Raw genomic sequence first — 19,732 nt, forward strand, 5'->3', positions numbered from 1 at the left:
ATCCTCCTTCGCGGCTGTGCAACATGTTAACGGGCAAACCACGGGAGCCCGGTGCGCAGACGGCGCTGTGGACCGGCTTGTAGCATGGCGGCCATGGCACCCCGTGTCCCGGACGAGTACTTCCGGAAGCGGGCGAGCGAGTCGGAGGACGTGGGCGTCGAGGAGACCCCTGTCGCCCCGGCTGAGGCCCGCCCTGAGGAACTGACCCTCGCGCAGCCAGCGTCCGAGGGCATCATGCCGCGCCTTCTGGTTCTGATCCTGGTGGTGGCGCTCGCAACGGCCTTCGTTGTCGGGCGGCTGCTGATCTTCACGCCGGACGTGCCGGCGATCGTGACGCCGTCCGATACCCCGACTCCCCAGCCGAGTGCTGTCGACAACTTCGCGCCCTACGACGGCGCCGTCCAACTCGCCCGGGCCGCGACGGCCGAGGGAAGGTGCCGCAGTCAGGGCACCCGGGACACCCCCGATGCCCTCATCGACGACTCGCCCGACACGATATGGCGTTGCAGGGGCGACGGGGTGGGGAGTCGGTCACGTTCACCTTCGCGCCCGCCACCACCCTGGTGGGGGTGCGGCTCATCAACGGCAACACCGCCTGGACCGGTCGGTACGCAGCGGAGCGTCGACTGCTCAGCATCCGGTGGCAGTTCGCGGACGGCTCATTCTTCGTCCAGGGGCTCGCCGCCAACAACCGCGGCTACCAGGAGGTGCGGTTCCCCGCGATCGACACCTCGACCGTGACGATGACGGTGGAGGCCGCCACCGAGCCTGGACAGCAGAACGAGATGGTCGACGCCGTGTCGGTGACGTCCCTGGAGTTCCTGACCACCGGGTAGCGGTCAGTCCCAGTCGTGTGTGTCGATCAGGATGGTGATCGGGCCGTCGTTGACGGAGGCGACCTCCATATGGGCGCCGAACCGGCCGCGGCCCACCGTCGCCCCGAGCGACTCGAGGTTGGTGCAGAGCTCCTCCACGAGGGGCTCGCCCACCGGGCCGGGGCCGCCCTGCTCCACCCGGGCCGACGACCCTTCCTGGTCGAGGCGTAGAGCGTGAACTGGCTCACCACCAGCAGCGGGGCATCGACATCGCTCGCGGAGAGCTCATCGTCGAGGATGCGCAGGCCCCAGATCTTCCTCGCCAGTGCGGCGGCGTCCGCGCCGGTGTCGTCGTGCCCGACGCCCGCGAGCACGAGCAGCCCCGGCCTCTCCAGTTCGGCGATCACCTCGCCGTCGACCTTCACCGAAGCGGAACTGACCCTCGTCACAACGACACGCATGGCCCCATTGTGGCGTCTTCGTATACTGACGGCCATGAGCGTCCTCGTCTGGGTGTTGATCATCGCCGCTGTGCTGACCAGCGCGATCGCGTTGATCGCCCTTGCCGCCCTGATGTGGTCGCTGCTACGGAAGCTTTAGGAGTGAGCAGTGAACATCGAAATCGAGGTGCCCGAGGGTCTCAACCCCGAACTCACCGCGCTCGGCTGGCTCGTCGGCCGCTGGGAGGGCACCGGTAACGGCGTCGACCACGAGGGCAAGGACTTCGAGTTCGAGCAGCGCGTCGAGTTCAAGCACAACGGGGTGACTACCTCTACTACGCCGCGCAGGCGTTTCTGCTCGGCGAGGAGGGTGCAGACCCGACGCCGATGGGCATGGAGACGGGTTCTGGCACGCCAAGCCGGACGCGACGCTCGAGGTGGTGCTCGCCAACTCCGACGGCTGGACCGAGCTGCTGGTCGGCAAGATCCAGGTGACGCGCATCGACCTGCGCACCGACGCCGTCGTGCGCGCCGAGGGTGCCGAGGTGACCCACACCGCCGGACAGCGGCTCTACGGCAAGGTCGAAGGCGACCTCATGTACGCGCTCGACCGGTCCACGGCCGAGCACGCCCTCAGGCCCCACATGTGGGCCCGGCTGAAGCGCGTCTGATGCCCGTCATCATCGAGGAGGGTCGCGACGCGGGCCTCGCCTGGCACTACGGCAACCCCGTCCAGGAGGCCAGGTCGCTCGAGGCCGGCGACGGGATCGTCGACCTGCGCACCCGCGAGATCGTCGAGATCACCGGCGCGGACCGGCTGGCCTGGCTGCACTCCATCACCACGCAGCACCTGTCCGCCCTGCCCGCCGGGCAGGCGACCACCGCGCTCATCCTCTCGCCGACCGGCCACATCGAGCACGTGCTGCACGGTGTCGACGACGGCATCAGCTTCCTGGCGTGGACCGAGCCGGGGCGCGGGAGGCTCTGACCGCGTTCCTCGACTCCATGCGGTTCGCGATGCGGGTCGAGGTTGCCCGACGCGACGATCTACGCCTCGCCTGGGTCGGTCACCGCGTGCAGCTGCCGGCACAGTGGCGCGTCCGCGACAGTGAACTGGGCGGCACCGAGGTTTTCGCACCGGTCGAGGCCGAACTCGAGGGCACTGTCGGGACCTGGGCGTTCGACGCGATGCGGATCGCCGCAGGTGTCCCCAGGATCTTCGTCGACACCGACTTCAAGACCATTCCCAACGAGATCGGGCTCGTCGGCACCCACCTGGACAAGGGCTGCTACCGCGGCCAGGAGACGGTGGCCCGCGTGCACACGCTCGGGAGGCCGCCGCGGCGCCTCGTGCTGCTGCACCTGGACGGCTCGATGTCCGAGCTCCCCGTGGAGGGGCGGAGATCACGTCGGCCGGGCGCAGGGTCGGGTTCGTCGGATCGGCGGCGCGGCACCACGAACTGGGACCGATCGCGCTCGGGTTGATCAAGCGCAACGTCCCCGTCGATGCCGAACTGCTCATCGGGGACATCGCCGCCGCCCAGGAGGCACTGGTCGATCCCGACGTCGGCCTCCACGTTCGGCCGCTGCTCGGATAACCCTCAGCCATCGGCGGACAGCCTGGAAAACTCCCCGGGGATCGGGGAGGATCGGGGCATGGCTCAGATTGCATTCAAGGGAAACCCCGTCAACTCCATCGGCGACCTGCCCGTCAACGGCTCGGTCGCACCCGACTTCGAGGTCACCGGCACCGACCTCGCGCCCGTGAAGTCGTCCGACTTCGCAGGCCAGAATCTGGTGCTCAACATTTTCCCGTCGGTCGACACGGGTGTGTGCGCCATGAGCGTGCGCACGTTCAACGAGAAGGCCGCCGGGCTCGAGGGAACCACCGTGCTGTGCATCTCGCGTGACCTGCCGTTCGCTCTCAACCGCTTCTGCGGAGCCGAGGGAATCGACAACGTCATCGTCTCCTCCGACTTCCGCACCGACTTCGGCGAGACCTACGGCGTCACGATGACCGACGGCCCGCTGGCGGGCCTCCTGTCGCGCTCCGTCGTCGTCATCGACGGTGAGGGCAAGGTCGTCTACACCGAGCAGGTGCCCGAGATCACCACCGAACCCGACTACGAGGCCGCGCTGGCCGCGCTCTCCTGAGCCGAGACCCGTACGGAAGGACCCGCCCCGGCGGGTCCTTCCGCTTCTCAGGGGAGGGTCGTCAGCGCGAGCATCGCGTCGTGCAGCGGGCGCAGATCGTTCCCGAGCACCCGCTGCGAGTTCGCCGAGGCGGTGATGGACTCCCGCTCGGCCACCTCCGCGTTGTCGAGCCCCTCCCAGAGACCGGCGAGCGAGCGGGTCGCCCCGTCGCGCAGCCGCGCCAGGTGGGCGTCGACGAGGCGCGCCATGGCGTCGGCCTGCGGCGTTGCCGCGGGCCGCTCGTCGCGGATGGCGGTGCGGGCGCTGGCATAGCCCTTGCGTTGCGACTGGGAACCGACCCAGTCGATGGCCTCCCGGGCGCGCCACCATGCGGAACCGTCCTGGATCCCGCGCGCGGCGTCGATGACCCTGAGGCCGCCGCCCCCGATGCCGAAACGCGCCTCCCAGCGGGGGCCAGCGCCAGCCGGAGCGTGAAGGCCGCCTCCAGGGCCCGCCGAGCGTGCGGTAGACGCCCTGGAGTTCGTCGCCAACCGTTGGGCGGAGGGGGTCGACGGATGCGACGCGGTGGTTCAGTGTCTCGGTCGCCTCGAGGACCGCACGGTGGAGGTGGGCGCGATCCTGGGAGCGTGACGCCACGAGGTCGACCAGGAGCGCCACGACGGTCCGTTCGTCATTCATGTGAAGAGAGTATCTACAAACCCCGTCGATGAAGAACAATACTTAATTTGTCTGGAATGTAGCCCGAGCCTTCCGATGGCGTTTGCTCGCGACCGGGACGACGTCGGAGTCGCCGTGTAGCGTGACGCCCGTGGATCTGCTGCTGAAGTCACTCATCGTGGTCGTGGGTGGGGTGCTCGCTACCTGGGGCAACCCCGTCATCAGGCTGGTCCTCGCCCGCATCGACGAGGCGGGAAGGCCGCCCGTCGACGACATCCAGATCGCCCGCCGGAACCTCGGCCTGGTGGAGACCCAGCGCGAGCTGCCCGGCGGGCGCTGGGTGGGAATGCTGGAGCGGCTGGCCGTCTATGCGTGCATCGTGAGCGGGTTCCCCGCCGGGATCGCCATGGTGCTGGCCGTGAAGGGCCTCGGACGCTACGCCGAGCTGGCGACGAGTGAACCAGCCTCCCGGAAGGGTGAACTGTTCATCATCGGCACCTTCGCTTCGCTGCTCTGGGCCGGTCTGTGGGCGGGGCCGCCTACTGGGGTGTGCGGGCGTGGTGAGTGCCCTGCCGTCCGAGGTCGAGGCCGAGCTGATGCTCCGCTGGCGCGAGGGACACCGTCGATACCACGCGGAGCCACACCTGCGACACGGCCTCGCCATGCTGGACCTGCTCGGGGTGGGCCGCTCGAACGGATCGCGTTCTGGTTCCACGACGCCGTCCATACGTCCACGTCGCCTGCCGACGAGTTGGCCTCGGCGGAACTCGCCCGCGAACTGCTCGGCGGCACGCTCGGGCGTCTGAGGTGGATGAGGTGGCGAGGCTGGTGCTCGTCACGGCCGCGCACGATCCCGTCCCGGGCGACGAGGCGGGAGCTCGGATCAGCGACGCCGACCTCGCGGCCCTGGCGTCGGAGTGGGACGTCTACCTGGCCAACGCCGTCGCGGTGCGCGCCGAGCGGCCCGACGTCGACGATGACGCGTGGCGGCTGCTCAGGCTGAGGTTCATCCGAACGCTCGAGGGCGTGCGGAGATCTTCCGCACGCCCCTCGGGCTTGCCTCGTGGGAGGCGGCTGCCCGACGCAATCTCGCGCGCGAGGCGCTGCTGATCACGACTCGGCCAGCAGCTGGTAGATCCGGCGCCTGAGCGCCTCGAGTTCCGCAGTCGCCTTGGCGATGGCCTCCTCATTGCCGGTCTGGGCAACCGCCCCGACCGCCTGGCCGAGCTGGCCGAAGCCGTGCATGAGGGCGTGTGCGGGGCTCCGCTCCTCACCCTCCGGCACGTCCCAGGGGCCGGCTGCTGAGCGAGTCGCTCCGCCTCCGCGCTGCCTGCGTCGGTGATCTCGAATGCCTTGCCTGTCGCGGCGTCGACGGGTCTGATCAGCCCCTCGTCCTCGAGCTGGCTCAGTGCCGGGTAGATCGCGCCCGGGCTCGGCCTCCAGCGACCCTCGGTGCGGCTCTCGAGCTCCTGGATGATCTGGTAGCCGTTGCGGGGCTCCTCGGCGATCAGGAGCAGCGCGGCCAGTCGGACGTCACCGCGCCTCGCCCGTCGCCCGCCACCCTGGGGCCTCCCGGAAACCCGGGGAAGCCGGGTCCCATCGGGCCACCCGGGAAGCCCGGACCCATGGGGCCGAAACCGGGGCCTCCGCGTCGACCGTGACGGTGGCCACCGCCACCCGTCTCGTCGAAGGCGGAGCTGTGCATGTCGGGACGGCGTCGCCGTCCGAAATCCTGGTGTTCCATCTGGAATCTCCTCGTGTGTTGCGCGGCGCCGTTGTGGCGCCGACACCACCAGTATGCGCGTGCTATCGAGATATGTCAAAGATATATCGCGATGCGTCGTCCGTGAAGGGTGTGAGGGGTGGCCTCGCGCCCGATGGGCGGGAAGGCTACCCGGGCCGGGAGCGACCCGCCCCGGCCGCCCGGTGGACGGCTGGGCTAGCCTGAGGGGCATGCTCGACTCCGCCCAGGCCCACATCGATGACCTCGCCGACTTCGTCGTCGCCTCGCCCACCAGCTACCACGCCGCCGACCAGGTCGCGGCCCGGCTCCGGCTGGCCGGGTTCGAGCAGGTCGATCCCACACGCCCGTTCGGCACTCCCGGGGGCGTCGCTTCCTGGTGCGCGACGGGGCCGTCGTCGCCTGGGTGGCGCCCGAGGCCGTCAGTGACGACTCGGCCTTCCGGATCGTCGGCACCCATACCGACTCGCCGACCTTCAAGGTGAAGCCCGGCGACCTGCCCGCAGCGCGGGTTGGGCCCAGCTCGGCGTCGAGATCTACGGTGGGCCGCTGATCAACTCCTGGCTCGACCGCGACCTCGGCATCGCAGGCCGGATCGTCACCCGCGACGGCGCGGCTCACCTTGTGCGCACCGGCCCCATCGCCCGCATCCCGCAGCTCGCCATCCACCTCGACCGCACCGCCAACGAGGCGCTGAAACTCGACCGGCAGAGCAGCACGCAGCCGATCCTCGCCATCGACCTCAAGCAGCCGCTGATCGAGTATCTCTGCGCGCTTGCGGGGCTGGCGCCCTCCGATGTCGCCTTCCACGATCTGACCCTGTTCGACACCCAGCGCCCCTCCGTGATCGGGGTGGAGCGCGAGTTCCTCGCCGCGGCGAGGCTCGACAACCTCCTCAGCACGCACGCCGCGCTCACCGCGATCGAGGGTCTCGAGGTGGGCGATGTCGTGTCCGTGTTCGCGGCCTTCGACCATGAGGAGGTGGGCTCCGACACCACCACGGGCGCGGGCGGCCCGCTGCTGCAGGACGTGCTGGAGCGCATCGCCGCCGGCTACGGGCTGGGGCTCGACGCGACGAGGGCGATGTTCGCCAGATCGAGCTGCATCTCCGCCGACTGCGGCCACGTCGTCCACCCGAACTACCCCGGCCACCACGACCCCATGAACCAGCCGCTGCCGAACAGGGGCCCGCTGCTGAAGATCAACGCCAACCAGCGCTACGCCACCGACGGTGTCGGCGCCGCGATCTGGCTGCGGGCCTGCGACGCGGCCGGGGTGCCGACCCAGCCGTTCGTGTCGAACAACGCCGTCCCCTGCGGGTCGACCATCGGGCCGATCACGGCGACGCGGCTCGGGATCACCACGGTGGACGTCGGCGCCGGCCTGCTGAGCATGCATTCGGCCCGCGAGCTCTGCGGCGTCGAGGACCCGTGGTTCCTTGCGCGCGCGATGGGCGCCTACTGGGCCGACTGAGCCCCGCCCAGGGCGCCCTCAGACGGCGGTCGGCATGCTCAGGGTCAGCGGTACGGGCCCTGGACGTGCGGCGAGCCGTCCAGGCAGCACCCGTCCGTGGTCGACCGGTTGCAGTGACCGCACATCGGCACCGGCAGGTAGAAGTGCGCGATGCGGCGGCCACGGAACTCGGCGACCTCGATCTCCAGGTCGAACACGTCACGCAGCGTCTCCGGCACCACGATCTCGCGGGGCGACCCGATGGCCCGGATCCGGCCGTGTTTCATGGCGACGATCTGGTCGGCCCAGCAGGATGCGTAGTTGATGTCGTGCACGACGATCACCACCGTCTTGTGGAGCTCGTCGGCAGCCCGGCGCAACGTCTGAAGCATGGCGTGCGCGTGGGCCACGTCGAGGTTGTTGAGCGGCTCGTCGAGCAGTACGTACTCGGTGTCCTGTGCCAGCACCATGGCGACGAACGCGCGCTGCCGCTGGCCGCCGCTCATCTCGTCGAGGAACCGGTCGCGCAGGTCCTCGAGGTTCATCCAGCCGATGGCCTGGTCGATGGCCTCGCGGTCCTTCGTCGTGAGTCGTCCACCGCTGTGCGGGTAGCGGCCGAACGCGACCAGATCCTGCACGGTCAGGCGCGAGTTGAGGTCGTTGCTCTGACGCAGGATGGCAAGGCGCCGGGCCAGTTCGCGTGAGTCGGCCTTCTCGATGTCGAGGCCGCCGACCGTGATCTGGCCGTTGTCGGCGCCCAGAAGCCGCGCGATCATCGACAGCAGGGTCGACTTGCCCGCGCCGTTGGCGCCCACGATCGCCGTCACGCCACCAGTGGGCAGCGACACCGTGACGTCGTCGACTACGACGGTGCGGCCGTAGCGCTTGGTGACTTCCTTGATCTCGATCATGAGCGTGACGCCTTTCTGATGACGAGCCAGATGAAGGCGATGCCTCCGGTGAACTCGATGATGACGGACAGCACGGTGCCGAGCCCGAAGACCTGTTCCAGGATCGCCTGGCCGCCGACGATGACCGCGACGCCGAGCAGCCCCGCCATGGGAGTGTGTAGGCGTGTCTGCCGTTGCCCGCGATCTGATAGGCGACCGCCGCGACGATGAGACCGAGGAACGTGATGGGCCGACCAGGGCGGTCGATACGCACACGAGCAGCGTGGAGACCAGTAGGACCGCGCGCACCGTGCGCTGGTAGTCGACGCCGAGGCTGATGGCCGACTCGCGGCCGAGCGTCAGCACGTCGAGGGTGTGACGCTGCCGCCACAACCACCAGCTGGCGGCCGCGACCACGATCGCGCCCACCCCGATGAGCTCCGGATTGACGGCGTTGAAGGACGCGAAGAGGTTGCCCTGCAGCACCAGGTAGCTCACCGGGTCGAGTACCCGGGAGATCAACGACGACAGGGAGCGCAGGATCGAGCCGAGCACCAGGCCGGCGAGAACCACGAGGTAGACGGAGCGTCCCTTGCGGCCGAACAGCAGCCCCGTCAGGGCCATCGCCGAGGCGAGCATCAGAGTGAGGCTGATGGTGAACATGGCGTAGGGGCCGATCGTGCCGACGAAGCTGACGCCGAGCAGGAACACCAGCATCGTCTGGATGAACGCGTACAGCGCGTCCAGGCCGAGGATCGAGGGCGTGAGCAGCCGGTTGTTCGTCACGGTCTGGAAGGCGACGGTGGCGACACCGGTCGCCCAGCCGACCAGCACCATGGCCAGCACCTTGCGGCCGCGGAAGGCGAGGATGAACTCGGGTGGGCCGACGACGTTGATCGACATGAAGGCGACACAGGCCAGAACGCACACGGCCAGCCCGATCCACAGCCGGGTGGCCGGAGCCAGCGGGCGCCTGACCGGGGCGAGGGGCGCGGTGGTCGCTTTGATGCTCATCGGGTCTTCATCCTTCCGGTGAGCAGGAGAACCAGGAAGATCATGCCGCCCAGCACGCCGGAGATGGTGCCGACAGGGATCTCGTAGGGGAAGTTGACGGTGCGGGCGAGCAGGTCACAGACCAGCACGAACAGCGAGCCGGCGATCGCCGTCAGAGCGATGTTGCGGCGCAGGTTGTCGCCGCGCCACATGGTGATCAGGTTGGGGATGATCAGGCCGACGAATCCGATCGCTCCGACCACGACGAGGGTGACGGCGGAGGCGACGGCCACGAGTGCAAGGCCAAGGTTCAGCGTCGCCCTGTACGACAGGCCGAGCGAGGTCGCCTGCTCCTCACCCAACGATGCGACTGTGAAGCGGTCCGCGAAGATCCACAGCAGCAGGCCGATGACGCCGAGGATCCACAGCAGTTCGTAGCGGCCGCGCAGGACGCCGGAGAAGTCGCCCTGCATCCAGATGCCGAGGCTCTGGAGCAGGTCGAACTGGAAGGCCACGAACGTGGTGCCCGCCGAGATGACGCCGGCGAGCATGATGCCGACCAGCGGGACCGCCACGATAGGCGCCCGCGGTGGGAGGGCACGGATTAGGCGGATGAAGACGGCGGTGCCGATCAGGGCGGTGGCGACGGCGATCGACATCTTCACGATCAGTGGGGCCGACGGGAACACCATGACGGCGATCAGGATGCCGACGCCCGCCGACTCGGTGGTGCCGACGGTGCCGGGCTCGACGAAGCGGTTACGCACCAGCAACTGCATGAGCAGGCCGGAGAGGGCCAACGCGGCCCCGGCCAGCAGGACCGCGACCGTGCGGGGGATGCGGTACGCGAAGAGGTTCAGCTTCTGCTCGGCGGTGGCCTCCCCGCTCAGGAAGTCGAGCGGGAGAGGTCCGCGACCCCGACGAACAGCGATCCGGTGGCCAGCGCCAGAAGCACCGCGAGCCCGCCGAGCCAGCCCCAGCTGAGGGCCGACCGGCGGGCTTGTCCGTCCTTCGCGCGTCGGGTTTGGCGGGTGCGGTGGTCACAGCCCCTCCGAAACGCCCTTCATCATCTCGACGGCGTTGTCGACGCCATGGATGAGGATGTACCAGCGGGCGGCGTCCAGGTAGACGACGTCCTGGTTGGTCCAGGCCGTGGTGCTGGCGATCAGCTCATTGTCGAGGACCTCCTCGGCGGAGGCACCCTCCTCGCCGACGGCCGAGTCGCGGTCGACGACGAACATGATGTCGGGGTTGGCCTGCTGGATCGCCTCGAAGGAGATCGCGTCGCCGTGGGCCTCGGCCTCGACGTCGGAGATGGTGGGCTTGATGCCGAGGTCGTTGTAGAGGACGCCGTAGCGTGAGTCGGTTCCGTGCACGGAAACCTTGCCGCCAGAGGTCATCAGGACCATGGCGTTCCTGGCCGAGTCGACGTGGGTCTTTGCCTTGGCGATCGCGTCCTCAAGCTCCTTGAGCTGGACTGCGGCTTCGTCCTGCCTGCCGAGGGCCTCCGCGATGATGTTGGTCGCGGACGCGAGGCCCGCGTAGTAGCCCTTGTCGTAAGCGAAGGTGATGTCGACAGTCGGGCGATCTTGTTCAGCTCTGGCTGCTGCTTGGCCGAGCGGAAGCCGGCGATGATGAGGTCGGGCTGCAGCGCCGCGATCTTCTCGAAGTCAGGTTCCTGGAGGGTGCCGACGTTGACGTACTTCTCGTCATCGGCGAAGTCCTTGACGGGGTCGGTCAGGCGCTGACCCTTCGCGACGCCCACGACGGTGTCGGATGCACCCAGAGCGCGGACGGTGTCGAGCGAGCCGTGGTCGAGGACGACGATGCGCTGGGCGGGGCCGTCCAGCTCGACGGTTCCCTGAGCGTGGGTGACGGTGATCGTCGCTGCCGGGCGGAGCCCGCGGCTGTTGGGTCGGTGGGGTGCTGGCGCCGCAGGCGGTCGTCAGTGCGAGGAGACCGGCAGCGGTGGCGGCCAGGATGCGGGTGCTCGGCTTCATCGTGGTCTTTCCGTAGGGGAAGTGTGTCAGTCGCGACTTAGGTAACCCTAACCGGTCAGATTTAAGTAACGCAACTCTGATCAAAAGGTGGACTCTCTGGGGTTGGCTGCAGGGCGGGTGGGGGTCCGGGTTCGGCCGACGCAGGGGCGACGGGTAAGCTCACCCCTTGTGGCACTCACCATCGGAATCGTCGGTCTCCCTAATGCCGGCAAGTCGACCCTGTTCAATGCACTGACCCGCAACGACGTGCTCGCGGCGAACTACCCGTTCGCGACGATCGAGCCCAACGTCGGAGTCGTCGGCGTGCCCGACGCGCGGCTCCCTGAGCTCGCGAAGATCTACGGCTCCGAGCGGATCATTCCCGCCACCGTCAGCTTCGTCGACATCGCGGGCATCGTGAAGGGCGCCTCCCAGGGGGAGGGCATGGGCAACGCGTTCCTCGCCAACATCCGTGAGGCCGACGCGATCTGCCAGGTGACCCGCGTGTTCACCGATGAGGACGTCACGCATGTCGACGGCAAGGTCGACCCCGCCAACGACATCGACACCATCACCACCGAGCTGATCCTCGCCGATCTGGCCACCGTCGAGAAGGCGCTGCCGCGCATCGAGAAGGAGGCGCGGATCAAGAAGGAGTCGCAGCCCAAGGCCGGCGCCTTCGCCGCGGCCAAGGATGCGCTCGAGGCGGGCAAGGGCGTCCGCACCGCCGGCCTCGACCTCGAGGAGCTGTACGAGCTCCACCTGCTCACGGCGAAGCCGTACCTGTACGTGTTCAACTGCGACCAGGACGAGCTCGCCAACGAGGAGCTCAAGCAGAAGATGCGCGACATCGTCGCCCGAGTGAGGCCATCTTCCTCGACGCGAAGTTCGAGTCCGAGCTCGTCGAGATGGAGGAGGATGAGGCCCGCGAGTTCCTCGCCGAGATGGGCGTCGAGGAGCCGGGCCTGGATGTGCTGGCGCGCGTCGGCTACGACACGCTCGGCCTGCAGAGCTACCTGACCGCCGGGCCCAAGGAGTCGCGCGGTTGGACGATCAGGAAGGGCGCCACGGCGCCCGAGGCCGCCGGCGTGATCCACACGGACTTCCAGAAGGGCTTCATCAAGGCCCAGGTGGTCAGCTTCGAGGATCTGGTTGCGACCGGCTCCGAGGCCGCGGCCAAGGCGGCCGGGAAGCTGCGCCTCGAGGGCAAGGACTACGTGATGCAGGACGGCGACGTGGTGGAGTTCCGTTTCAACGTTTGATGTGAGCTGATTCTGCTTGGTGGGCCCGTCGATCTTCGTGATCGGCGGGGCTTCGTTATCTTGTCCTGGTCCGGCTCAACCGACTGCTTCTGGCCGTCCCCGACGAGGTCTTCCGGGTCGGTGTAGGAGCGCACCCACAGTTAGGATCCCGACCGCAGCAGTCGGTTGAGCCGGCCCCGCGCGGAGCGCCGGGCCGTGTCGAAACCACTCCCGACTCGGTGCAGAGAGTTCAGTAGAGCTGACTTTCTTGTGGTTGGGTCCCTGCCTGTCGTCTGGGGTGGTTTCGACTCGGGCGGCGTCTCGTTCCTCGTCGCCGGCCCGGCTCAACCGACTGCTGGTGGCCGTCCCCGGCGAGGACTCCGAGCAGGTGCAGACCCGAGCACAGCGAGAAGCCCGACTACAGCCAGGATCCCGACCACAGCAGTCGGTTGAGCCGGCCCCGCGCGGAGCGCCGGGCCGTGTCGAAGCCACTCCCGACTTGGTGCAGAGAGTTGAGTAGAGCTGACCTGCTTGTGGTTGGGTACCTGCTCATCGTCGGGGTGGTTTCGACACGGGCGGCGTCTCGTTCCTCGTCGCCGGCCCGGCTCAACCGACTGCGGGTGGTCGTCCCCGACGATCTCTCCCGACTCGGTGCAGAGACCCGAGGAGCGCCCACCCACTCAAGTGTCGAGCGGGTTCAGCCCGTAGTGGCACAGACCAACGGCCCCGGCAGAATCCCGTCGCCGTCCGCCTGGCAGGTGCATGACCCGCTCCGGTGCGAGGATCCAGGGCATGGTGGACTCCAGTAATGACCTCCCGGGCCGGATCCGGGCCCTCGGCCTGCCGGATGTGGTTGGGAGGATCGCCGTCGACGGCGGTGAGAGCATCAGCCCTGCGCTCTGGTACCGGGCCAGGCCGGTATGGCCGGAGGTGGCGGAGACGGCGATGGGTGCAGTTGATGAGGAACTGGTTCCGCTGTGGGCATGTGACACGACGCATGCCTTCGCGGGCGCGGCCGGTACCTTCTGCTGGCCCCGGAGGCCGATGAGCCGTTGTCCGTCTTCTCGGACTTCGCGGATCTCGTCCGTGACCTCCTCACCGACCTCTATGAGGACGAAGAGGACGAGGCCGAACGCGAGCGCGTCGCGCACCTGCTCCTCCCAGCCGACGAGGCCGCGGCCGCGCTGGTGCCGGAGGAACGCTGAGTCACAGGCTGACGCACGAACTTCAAGGGCTGCCGAGGCCGCAAGGAAGGCAGGCCACTACGGCGACGGCGACTCCCGGTGCAACTCCGAGGCCAGGTGGTGGGTCATCGGGACGCCGACCGCCGCCATGGAGAACCCGGTGGTGAGCACATCGCCCTCGAGCGTGAGGTGCCGCTGCGTCGCGTCGACGTGCTTGGCGCTGCCGGAGTTGACGACCTGCGATGTGAGCGTGCAGGAGAAACCGGCGGTAGTCGGCGCAAGATGCCCCTGCGCCAGCTCCGTCTGCCCGGTCGGCTGGGCCAACACGAACTCCACAGAGGTGCCGTCGATGACCCGCAGGTACCCGGTCTCCGTGTGCATGGGCACACCGGCTGGCGACCAGGTCCGCTGCACGTAGTGGAGGAACGGCTTGCCCACGTCGGTGAACGTCACCTCTTCGGTGTAGAGGAAGGAGGTGATCGTCGGGTACTCACCGTTGCCCTCGCCACGCCAGGTCCCGACGAGGCCGGCGACGGGGTGAGCCCGGGATGAAGCGTCATCGTGTTGCCCTTCCTGCGTGAGCCGAACGTATCACCTTGGTCGTCGTGGAGTCCCGGCTTCGATCTAGGACTGAATCCGGGCGCCCGCCTCAATGCCGAACACCTCGCGCGCGACCAGGAGGCCTCGTCCCTGCATCCAGCGCTGCGGAGAGGTGCCCCGCTTCCTCCATCCGAACTCGTGACATGGCTACGCTTCCGGGCATGAGCAACGATGACGGACTCGTCCCCGAACTCCCACAGTGGATGCCGAGGCTCGACGGCGGCTCCGTCATCCTCCGGGCGTTCGAGGAGCGCGATGCCGACCTGGTGATGTCGGTGGCATCCGATCCGCTGATTCCCCTGATCACGACGGTCCCGCGCGGCGGTACCCGGGACGAGGCGCTGGCCTTTCTGGAGCGGCAGCACTCCCGCCTCGCCGAAGGCACCGGCTACTCGTTCGCGATCGCCGACGCCGCGACGGACGAGGCCGTCGGCCAGATCGGGCTCTGGACCCGAGACATCGCAACCGGCAGAGCCTCGACCGGGTACTGGATCGCCCCGCAGTTCCGCCGCCACGGCTACGCCCGGGCGGCGCTGTCGGCGTTGACGGCGTGGGTGCTCGGCCTGGACCAGGTACACCGGCTGCAGCTCTACGTCGAGCCCTGGAACGAGGGATCCTGGCGCACCGCCGAGGCGTGCGGCTACCTTCGTGAAGGCCTGCTCCGGTCGTGGCAGACGGTCGGTCGGGTGCCCCGTGACATGTATGTGTACGGCGTCGTCAATGAGCGGGCCAGCGGCTCGGCAGGCTGCAGGAACATGACGGAGGTTCGCTGGGTCGCGGTACGTGACGTACAGGTACCCGCCGACGTAGAACGACTTCTCGCGACGGTACCCGAGTGGTTCGGGCAGCCGGAGTCCACCGCCGAGTACGTCGAAGCGGCCCGGACGAAGGAAACCTGGACGGTCCGCGACGCTACCGGCGCCGTCGTCGGGGTGACACTGGTGGATTGGCATTTCCCGCACATCGCGGAGATCCACCTGACGGTGGTCGATCGTGGCGCGCACGGGGCCGGGTGGGGACCGAGATGCTGAGGGCGATCGAGATCGACGCGGTCGCGCGCGGTGTGCGGCTCCTCGAGGTGAAGACGCTCGGCCCGTCCCACCCCGATGAGAGATACGCGCGGACGCGCCACTTCTACGAGAGGTGTGGCTTCCTGGCACTCGAGGAGACGGACCTGTGGGGCGAGGGCACCCCCTGCCTGATCATGGTGAAACCGCTGGACGGTGCGGGCCATGCCCCTGAGGGTCCGGGCGCGGCGGTGCGATAGTTCAGCCCTCCAGCACGCGGAGCACTGCCTCGAGCGTCGTCTCGGGGAGTCGTTGAAGCAGAGCGGCACGCCTGGTTGCAATGCCACCACGGTGTTGGCGACGCGCTCGAAGATGGGCGTGTAGCCATGCGAGGTGCGCAGACCCGACCCGATCTCGATGACGTCGAAGGAAGCGCTGGCCAGGCAGCCCCGGACGGCAGCCTCGGCGGCACTCACATCCTCGGGCAGTAGACACGAGGTGACGTCAAACCCGGCCTCGCGCAACGAGGCCTCAGCCTCGGCGATCCGCGCCCGGAGCGCCGCCGCGTCCTGGCCTGGCCAGGGGCTGAAATCGATGACCGCTGGATCCATCCCGATCTGGAGCACGCGCCGTCCCATGCATAAACGCTACCTCGGCCCTGACGAATCGATCCGCCTCGGGCGCCGGTCGACTTCGCGGACGTGGCCGGCTCACCCGGTGCGCATTGCCGGCTACCCGACGGGTGCTGGAAGACGACATGCAAGCGCCCGGGTCAACCGGTGAGCCTGCACGGCTTGTCCGACGGGGTTTCCCGTCGGCTGGCTTGCCTCGCACCCGCAGTAGCATCGGTGCCGAGGAGGTCGCCATGTGTGAGGTTGTGTTCAGCAGTGGGAACGGCTGGCTACCGAAGGTGGTCCGCGTCGACGCTGGCCTGAGGCTCGCGATCATCGGGGAGCGGGGCCGCTGCACGACCCCGGGAGTTCGACATTGCCCTCACAACAGAACAGGCGGACGCGATCCGCGAAGACCTGCCCGGTTCCTGATTCTCAACAGTGCGCTGATGCCTCTGTGTGATGCGGCCGGCATCGATCGCCCCATCGACGAGGACGTGGCCGTGGCGCTGCTGGACCCGATTCTGCTCGGAACGCCGGACGAGGTCATCGCGACGCTCGGCGCCGTCAGTTGGCGCAAGGACCTGCTCGTCGCGCACGGAGCCGACATCGCCCTACTGGAGCGCGGCGATGTCCTCGCGGCCATGGAACGCGGAACCGCTGCCGCCAACCACGAGCTGGCGCAGGAGTATCGGGCAAACAAGGGAAGGCAGCGTCGCGGCGTCAGGCTCTCCGAGTTGGACACGGCGGTGCTCAAGTACACGGGCCAGTACCTGACCGGGGCCAACATTCCCGCGCGGAAGCCCGGCTCCGTCCCCTCCAGGTTCCGGGCGAGGGTCCTGCAGGTGATCGGCACCGCCGAGGAGGCATCCGCCGGGATGCGGATCCGGCGCCCGGTGCTGGGCGGCAGGAACTCAACGAGGAAGAAGGACTGGGAAGCGATGACCGCGGCCGTCGAGTCAGCCCTGCAGGGGCCTACCCGGAGCTCGCGGTGGACACTGTGCGGAGCGTGGCGTTCCTGATGTGTTCCGAGGCGGCAGACCGCGAACGCGATCGGTAGAAGGGTGCAGCGTGGGTCGCTGCATCAGAGCCAGTTGAGGATGTCCTCGAGTTGGGTACTTAGGTCATTCCATGGGAGGTTGAGATCCAAGGTGCGGGCGCCTATCCGGTTGCCCCGGATCACAACATCGAGCTCGGGGTGCTCCCCTTCATCGGTTCGCGCATAGAGGAGAAGCCCGCTGACCGAGCCGTCTCTGGACACGTCGGCGTTTTGGGTGTAGGCCAGCATCTGATAGAGATGACCCGAGTGAATCGACCGCTTGTCCCTAAAGTGTTGCATCGAGTTGCTGTAGTACTTGGCATCGATGATCAGCGTCCTTCGGTAGCCGCGCAAGGTTACGTCGGTTCGCATAGACGGAAGCTGCGAGGTCCCCCTGGCCCCGTGTTCCTCATAGTCCCAGGAGACGGTGGCCGCCTTTGGACGGAGCCCTGGATGGTGGAATAGGTAGTACTCCCGCAGGAACCTTTCGAAGAGGCTGCTCATGGCATCATCGGAGACCCAGGTGGCGAGCCTGGTGTTTCCCGCATCCTGGGTTGGGAGAAGCCCGCGGACGATGAACTCGCAGACCCGAGCAGCAGACGATACCCCGCCGTGGTGCGATGAAAGGTGAGCTTTTCCCATTGGATGGCCGCCGGAGAGATGAGTGCCACGGCATCGAGATACGGCAGGAGTCGGCGGAGAGCGTCCCGGCGGCCAGCTTCCAGCGTGCCATGGCGGATGAGAAGTACGAGGACTGCCTTCAATGCCCTGTTTTGTGGCGTGTCCATCTGGTACTCGTCGAACTCGCAGCGCAACCTCCCGCGGGCTCTGAGGCCAGCTGCCGCTGTACGGGAGATGTCGATGCGGCCACGGACCGTGGGGAGGTCATCATCCGTTCGGAGATAGTCCCGGTGCAGCCCCGTTTGACCTCCGCTCCGATCCCGCGGAGGAGGATCTCCCCGAGCAGGTCATGCATATGGGTGAAGTCTTCACCCGCGATCCGGCGTGTGCCCGAGTGATCAATCGACCTGAACGCGTACGCCAGCATCACGTACACGTTGCGGATGGCGATCGGGCTGGCGCTCATGCCACCGCTGTCCGGAGCCGGTCTGACCACTCGGCTGCCTTGGCAGGTTCATCGAACCAGTACTCCTCGAGCAGCGGAACGAGCTCATCTTCGACAACGGAATGTACCCAGTCCGCCACGCCGTCGGCGGGTCGAGACAGGTAGCTGTGGCCGATGGTGAAGCCAGCGCCCAGCGCGGGTCGTCTGAGATCACTTCGTTGAGGGCTAACACCACCTCCACGAGGTTGTTCAGCGAAGTGTTTTGAGCCTCTTCCAGCCACCGCCCGAATCCTTCCGACGAGAATTCGGGCGACATCGGGAAGAATCCAAACCTGCGGCGGAGAGCGTAGTCGAGGACGGCGAGGCTGCGATCGGCCGTGTTCATCATGCCGATGAGGTGGACGTTCACTGGTACCGAGAAGGTTTCGTTCTTATAGAGGAGCCGAAGTTCATGCCCGCGTTTGTCAGCCTCGATCAGCATGAGAAGCTCTCCGAAGATCCGTGAGATGTTGCCGCGGTTGATCTCGTCGATGATGAAGAAGTACGGCCGATCGATGTCGTCGGCGCGGGCCTTCTCGCAGAACCGGTAGAACGGGCCTTCAACAAGCGAGAAACCACCGGCTTCGGTAGGGCGGTAGCCCATGATGAAGTCCTCATAAGAGTAGCTCTGATGGAACTGGACCAACTGGACCCTGCTCGGGTCCTTTTCACCCATGACGGCGTAGGCTAGCCTCTTGGCCGCGAACGTCTTCCCCACGCCGGGCGGTCCTGCGAGGATTACGTTCTTCTTGCGTAGCAGCAACCCATGTAGCCGGTTGTAGCGCTCGCCGGTGAGGTAGACCTCGCTGAGGAACTCATCCCTCCCGTAGGGGGTATCGGACTCACGTTCAGGACCTGCGTATCCGACTCCTCATCGCCCAGTAGGAGGGCCTCCAGTTCTTCGACGTAGCCCTGGTAGGGGTGATGTTGGTGAGGGTCTTCGTCACCGCATCGCCTGGGTGCTCCCAAGATCCCTCGTGGGTCCACTTCACCGAGCGGACATGTGGATATGAGTCGCGCATCCCGTCGAAGCGGGCGCCTGACGTCACCTCGCCGCGGCCGACGATCTCACGCCTGCCTCGCTTGGCATAGACGATGTCGCCCTCTGCGACCTCGTTCTGGAACTGCCAAAGAGCAAGGACGTCATTTCTCCTGCTACCCGGACCATCCGCGCCCCCGAGAGCGTTCCGGATCGCCTCCCTGCTCGGATACTGAGAGAGGTCCCCCAGCTCGCCCCAGCCGATGGCTATGAGACCCTCCTCATGGCACCGGGCCCAATTCGAGGCTCCGGGGCCGGGGAGAAGAGCCAGTAGCGCCGTTGACGTGGTTCGTTCGGGTCCGTTGCCTGCGGACTTGACGAATCTGACGGACGGGGATCTGCGTTCCAGCGCTCCTCCACACCAGGCGTCCAATAGTTGAAGGGTCCGTCGACCATTGAGGCGAGGGTGCCGCGGATCTTGACGAAGTCACGGTCGATCGCGGCCGCTGTATCGCCGGCCGGGCCGCCGATGAGGTCGGAGAGACCGTTGCGGACCCGCTTCTTCATTGATGCTGATGAGATTGGCTCAAAGACATCAGGTCGAGCGAGGAACTGGATGGCGTTGCGGATCTCCGAGCGGTCTGGGCCCGAGTCGAGCATTGCCTGCTGGAGCTTCCAAGGGTCCGTGCGCGCAGCCTCGCGTGCGCTCTCGGGGAGGCCGGTCCAGTGCCGTACGAAGGTGGCGATCCAAATGACGTGGAGCCACAGGGAGCCGTTGTACCAGGTGCCGCCTTCGAATCCAGCGGTGTTAGAAGGACGAGCCAGCCACGTCGCCATTGGTTCGG

15 protein-coding genes and 10 pseudogenes are annotated in these 19,732 nt (G+C 67.6%); 12 read left to right on the top strand and 13 right to left on the bottom strand.

All coding sequences use genetic code 11. The annotated features are described in order from the left end of the window. The first annotated feature begins 497 nt into the window (after positions 1 to 497). Positions 498 to 836: a hypothetical protein gene (locus G7085_RS16365; protein WP_231979617.1), complete on the top strand. Its 339-nt coding sequence runs from the start codon at positions 498 to 500 to the stop codon at positions 834 to 836. Positions 837 to 839: 3 nt separating this feature from the next. On the opposite strand, the pseudogene dtd reads toward G7085_RS16365, so the two are convergent. After that, positions 840 to 1,339: pseudogene (gene dtd / locus G7085_RS16370) on the bottom strand (D-aminoacyl-tRNA deacylase). A gap of 103 nt (positions 1,340 to 1,442) precedes the next feature. Between dtd and G7085_RS35355 the strand changes: the two are divergent. The 4 genes and pseudogenes from G7085_RS35355 to tpx all read left to right on the top strand — a co-directional run. After that, positions 1,443 to 1,526: pseudogene (locus G7085_RS35355) on the top strand (FABP family protein); the annotation flags it as partial. Positions 1,527 to 1,695: 169 nt separating this feature from the next. Further along, entirely contained in the window at positions 1,696 to 1,926 is a 231-nt protein-coding gene (locus tag G7085_RS30870; RefSeq protein WP_331715740.1) for an FABP family protein, read from the top strand. Next, a pseudogene (ygfZ, locus tag G7085_RS16385) lies at positions 1,926 to 2,853 on the top strand (CAF17-like 4Fe-4S cluster assembly/insertion protein YgfZ). The gene G7085_RS30870 and the pseudogene ygfZ overlap by 1 nt, the downstream one beginning before the upstream one ends. A gap of 58 nt (positions 2,854 to 2,911) precedes the next feature. After that, the gene (tpx, locus tag G7085_RS16390; RefSeq protein ID WP_197511768.1) at positions 2,912 to 3,409 is read left to right on the top strand and encodes a thiol peroxidase; all 498 of its coding nucleotides are present in this window, start codon (positions 2,912 to 2,914) and stop codon (positions 3,407 to 3,409) included. Between the two features lie 47 nt (positions 3,410 to 3,456). On the opposite strand, the gene G7085_RS16395 is transcribed toward tpx, so the two are convergent. After that, on the bottom strand, positions 3,457 to 3,939 hold the full coding sequence (locus G7085_RS16395) for a hypothetical protein (protein ID WP_197511769.1): 483 nt from the start codon (positions 3,937 to 3,939) through the stop codon (positions 3,457 to 3,459). A gap of 278 nt (positions 3,940 to 4,217) precedes the next feature. On the opposite strand from G7085_RS16395, the gene G7085_RS16400 reads away from it, so the two are divergent. Then, the gene (locus G7085_RS16400) at positions 4,218 to 5,069 is read left to right on the top strand and encodes a hypothetical protein (protein ID WP_197511770.1); all 852 of its coding nucleotides are present in this window, start codon (positions 4,218 to 4,220) and stop codon (positions 5,067 to 5,069) included. A gap of 107 nt (positions 5,070 to 5,176) precedes the next feature. On the opposite strand, the gene G7085_RS32960 is transcribed toward G7085_RS16400, so the two are convergent. Then, the gene (locus tag G7085_RS32960) at positions 5,177 to 5,350 is read right to left on the bottom strand and encodes a hypothetical protein (RefSeq protein WP_331716055.1); all 174 of its coding nucleotides are present in this window, start codon (positions 5,348 to 5,350) and stop codon (positions 5,177 to 5,179) included. Between the two features lie 41 nt (positions 5,351 to 5,391). Next, a pseudogene (locus G7085_RS32965) lies at positions 5,392 to 6,045 on the bottom strand (PadR family transcriptional regulator); the annotation flags it as partial. On the opposite strand from G7085_RS32965, the pseudogene G7085_RS16410 reads away from it, so the two are divergent. After that, positions 6,020 to 7,280, top strand: a pseudogene (locus G7085_RS16410) (M18 family aminopeptidase). The pseudogenes G7085_RS32965 and G7085_RS16410 overlap by 26 nt on opposite strands. Positions 7,281 to 7,324: 44 nt before the next feature. Here G7085_RS16410 and G7085_RS30875 read toward each other — a convergent pair. From G7085_RS30875 to G7085_RS32970, 4 genes and pseudogenes are all read right to left on the bottom strand, one after another. Beyond that, positions 7,325 to 9,163: an iron chelate uptake ABC transporter family permease subunit gene (locus G7085_RS30875; protein ID WP_197511771.1), complete on the bottom strand. Its 1,839-nt coding sequence runs from the start codon at positions 9,161 to 9,163 to the stop codon at positions 7,325 to 7,327. After that, entirely contained in the window at positions 9,160 to 10,122 is a 963-nt protein-coding gene (locus G7085_RS16420) for an ABC transporter permease (protein ID WP_197512932.1), read from the bottom strand. Before G7085_RS16420 ends, G7085_RS30875 begins: the two co-directional genes overlap by 4 nt. Positions 10,123 to 10,182: 60 nt before the next feature. Beyond that, a complete protein-coding gene (locus tag G7085_RS27095; protein ID WP_331716016.1) occupies positions 10,183 to 10,713 on the bottom strand; it encodes an ABC transporter substrate-binding protein in 531 nt (176 codons plus the stop codon). 44 nt (positions 10,714 to 10,757) lie between these two features. Beyond that, positions 10,758 to 11,024 (bottom strand): annotated as a pseudogene (locus tag G7085_RS32970) (ABC transporter substrate-binding protein); the annotation flags it as partial. Between the two features lie 286 nt (positions 11,025 to 11,310). Between G7085_RS32970 and ychF the strand changes: the two are divergent. Continuing rightward, positions 11,311 to 12,383, top strand: a pseudogene (gene ychF / locus G7085_RS16435) (redox-regulated ATPase YchF). A 1,031-nt stretch (positions 12,384 to 13,414) separates the two neighbouring features. Beyond that, on the top strand, positions 13,415 to 13,567 hold the full coding sequence (locus tag G7085_RS16440; RefSeq protein WP_197511773.1) for a hypothetical protein: 153 nt from the start codon (positions 13,415 to 13,417) through the stop codon (positions 13,565 to 13,567). A 57-nt stretch (positions 13,568 to 13,624) separates the two neighbouring features. Here the strand turns inward: G7085_RS16440 and G7085_RS16445 are convergent. Next, positions 13,625 to 14,074: pseudogene (locus G7085_RS16445) on the bottom strand (FABP family protein); the annotation flags it as partial. 233 nt (positions 14,075 to 14,307) lie between these two features. On the opposite strand from G7085_RS16445, the gene G7085_RS27100 reads away from it, so the two are divergent. From G7085_RS27100 to G7085_RS16460, 3 genes and pseudogenes are all read left to right on the top strand, one after another. Continuing rightward, positions 14,308 to 15,177: a GNAT family N-acetyltransferase gene (locus G7085_RS27100; RefSeq protein ID WP_231979619.1), complete on the top strand. Its 870-nt coding sequence runs from the start codon at positions 14,308 to 14,310 to the stop codon at positions 15,175 to 15,177. Continuing rightward, positions 15,171 to 15,413: an N-acetyltransferase gene (locus tag G7085_RS27105; RefSeq protein WP_231979620.1), complete on the top strand. Its 243-nt coding sequence runs from the start codon at positions 15,171 to 15,173 to the stop codon at positions 15,411 to 15,413. The genes G7085_RS27100 and G7085_RS27105 overlap by 7 nt, the downstream gene beginning before the upstream one ends. Positions 15,414 to 16,018: 605 nt before the next feature. Beyond that, positions 16,019 to 16,824: pseudogene (locus tag G7085_RS16460) on the top strand (DUF6357 family protein). A 24-nt stretch (positions 16,825 to 16,848) separates the two neighbouring features. Here the strand turns inward: G7085_RS16460 and G7085_RS16465 are convergent. From G7085_RS16465 to G7085_RS16485, 4 genes and pseudogenes are all read right to left on the bottom strand, one after another. After that, positions 16,849 to 17,720, bottom strand: a pseudogene (locus tag G7085_RS16465) (5-methylcytosine restriction system specificity protein McrC). A gap of 102 nt (positions 17,721 to 17,822) precedes the next feature. After that, a complete protein-coding gene (locus G7085_RS16475) occupies positions 17,823 to 18,671 on the bottom strand; it encodes an McrB family protein (RefSeq protein WP_197511776.1) in 849 nt (282 codons plus the stop codon). Between the two features lie 85 nt (positions 18,672 to 18,756). Continuing rightward, positions 18,757 to 18,957 (bottom strand): hypothetical protein, encoded by a 201-nt coding sequence (locus tag G7085_RS16480; RefSeq protein WP_197511777.1) that lies wholly within the window; start codon positions 18,955 to 18,957, stop codon positions 18,757 to 18,759. 197 nt (positions 18,958 to 19,154) lie between these two features. Continuing rightward, positions 19,155 to 19,547 carry a hypothetical protein gene (locus G7085_RS16485; RefSeq protein WP_197511778.1) on the bottom strand — a complete coding sequence of 131 codons (393 nt, stop codon included), beginning with the start codon at positions 19,545 to 19,547 and terminating at the stop codon, positions 19,155 to 19,157. Positions 19,548 to 19,732: the final 185 nt, after the last annotated feature.

This window comes from Tessaracoccus coleopterorum, assembly GCF_011174705.1.
Lineage (GTDB): Bacteria > Actinomycetota > Actinomycetes > Propionibacteriales > Propionibacteriaceae > Arachnia > Arachnia coleopterorum.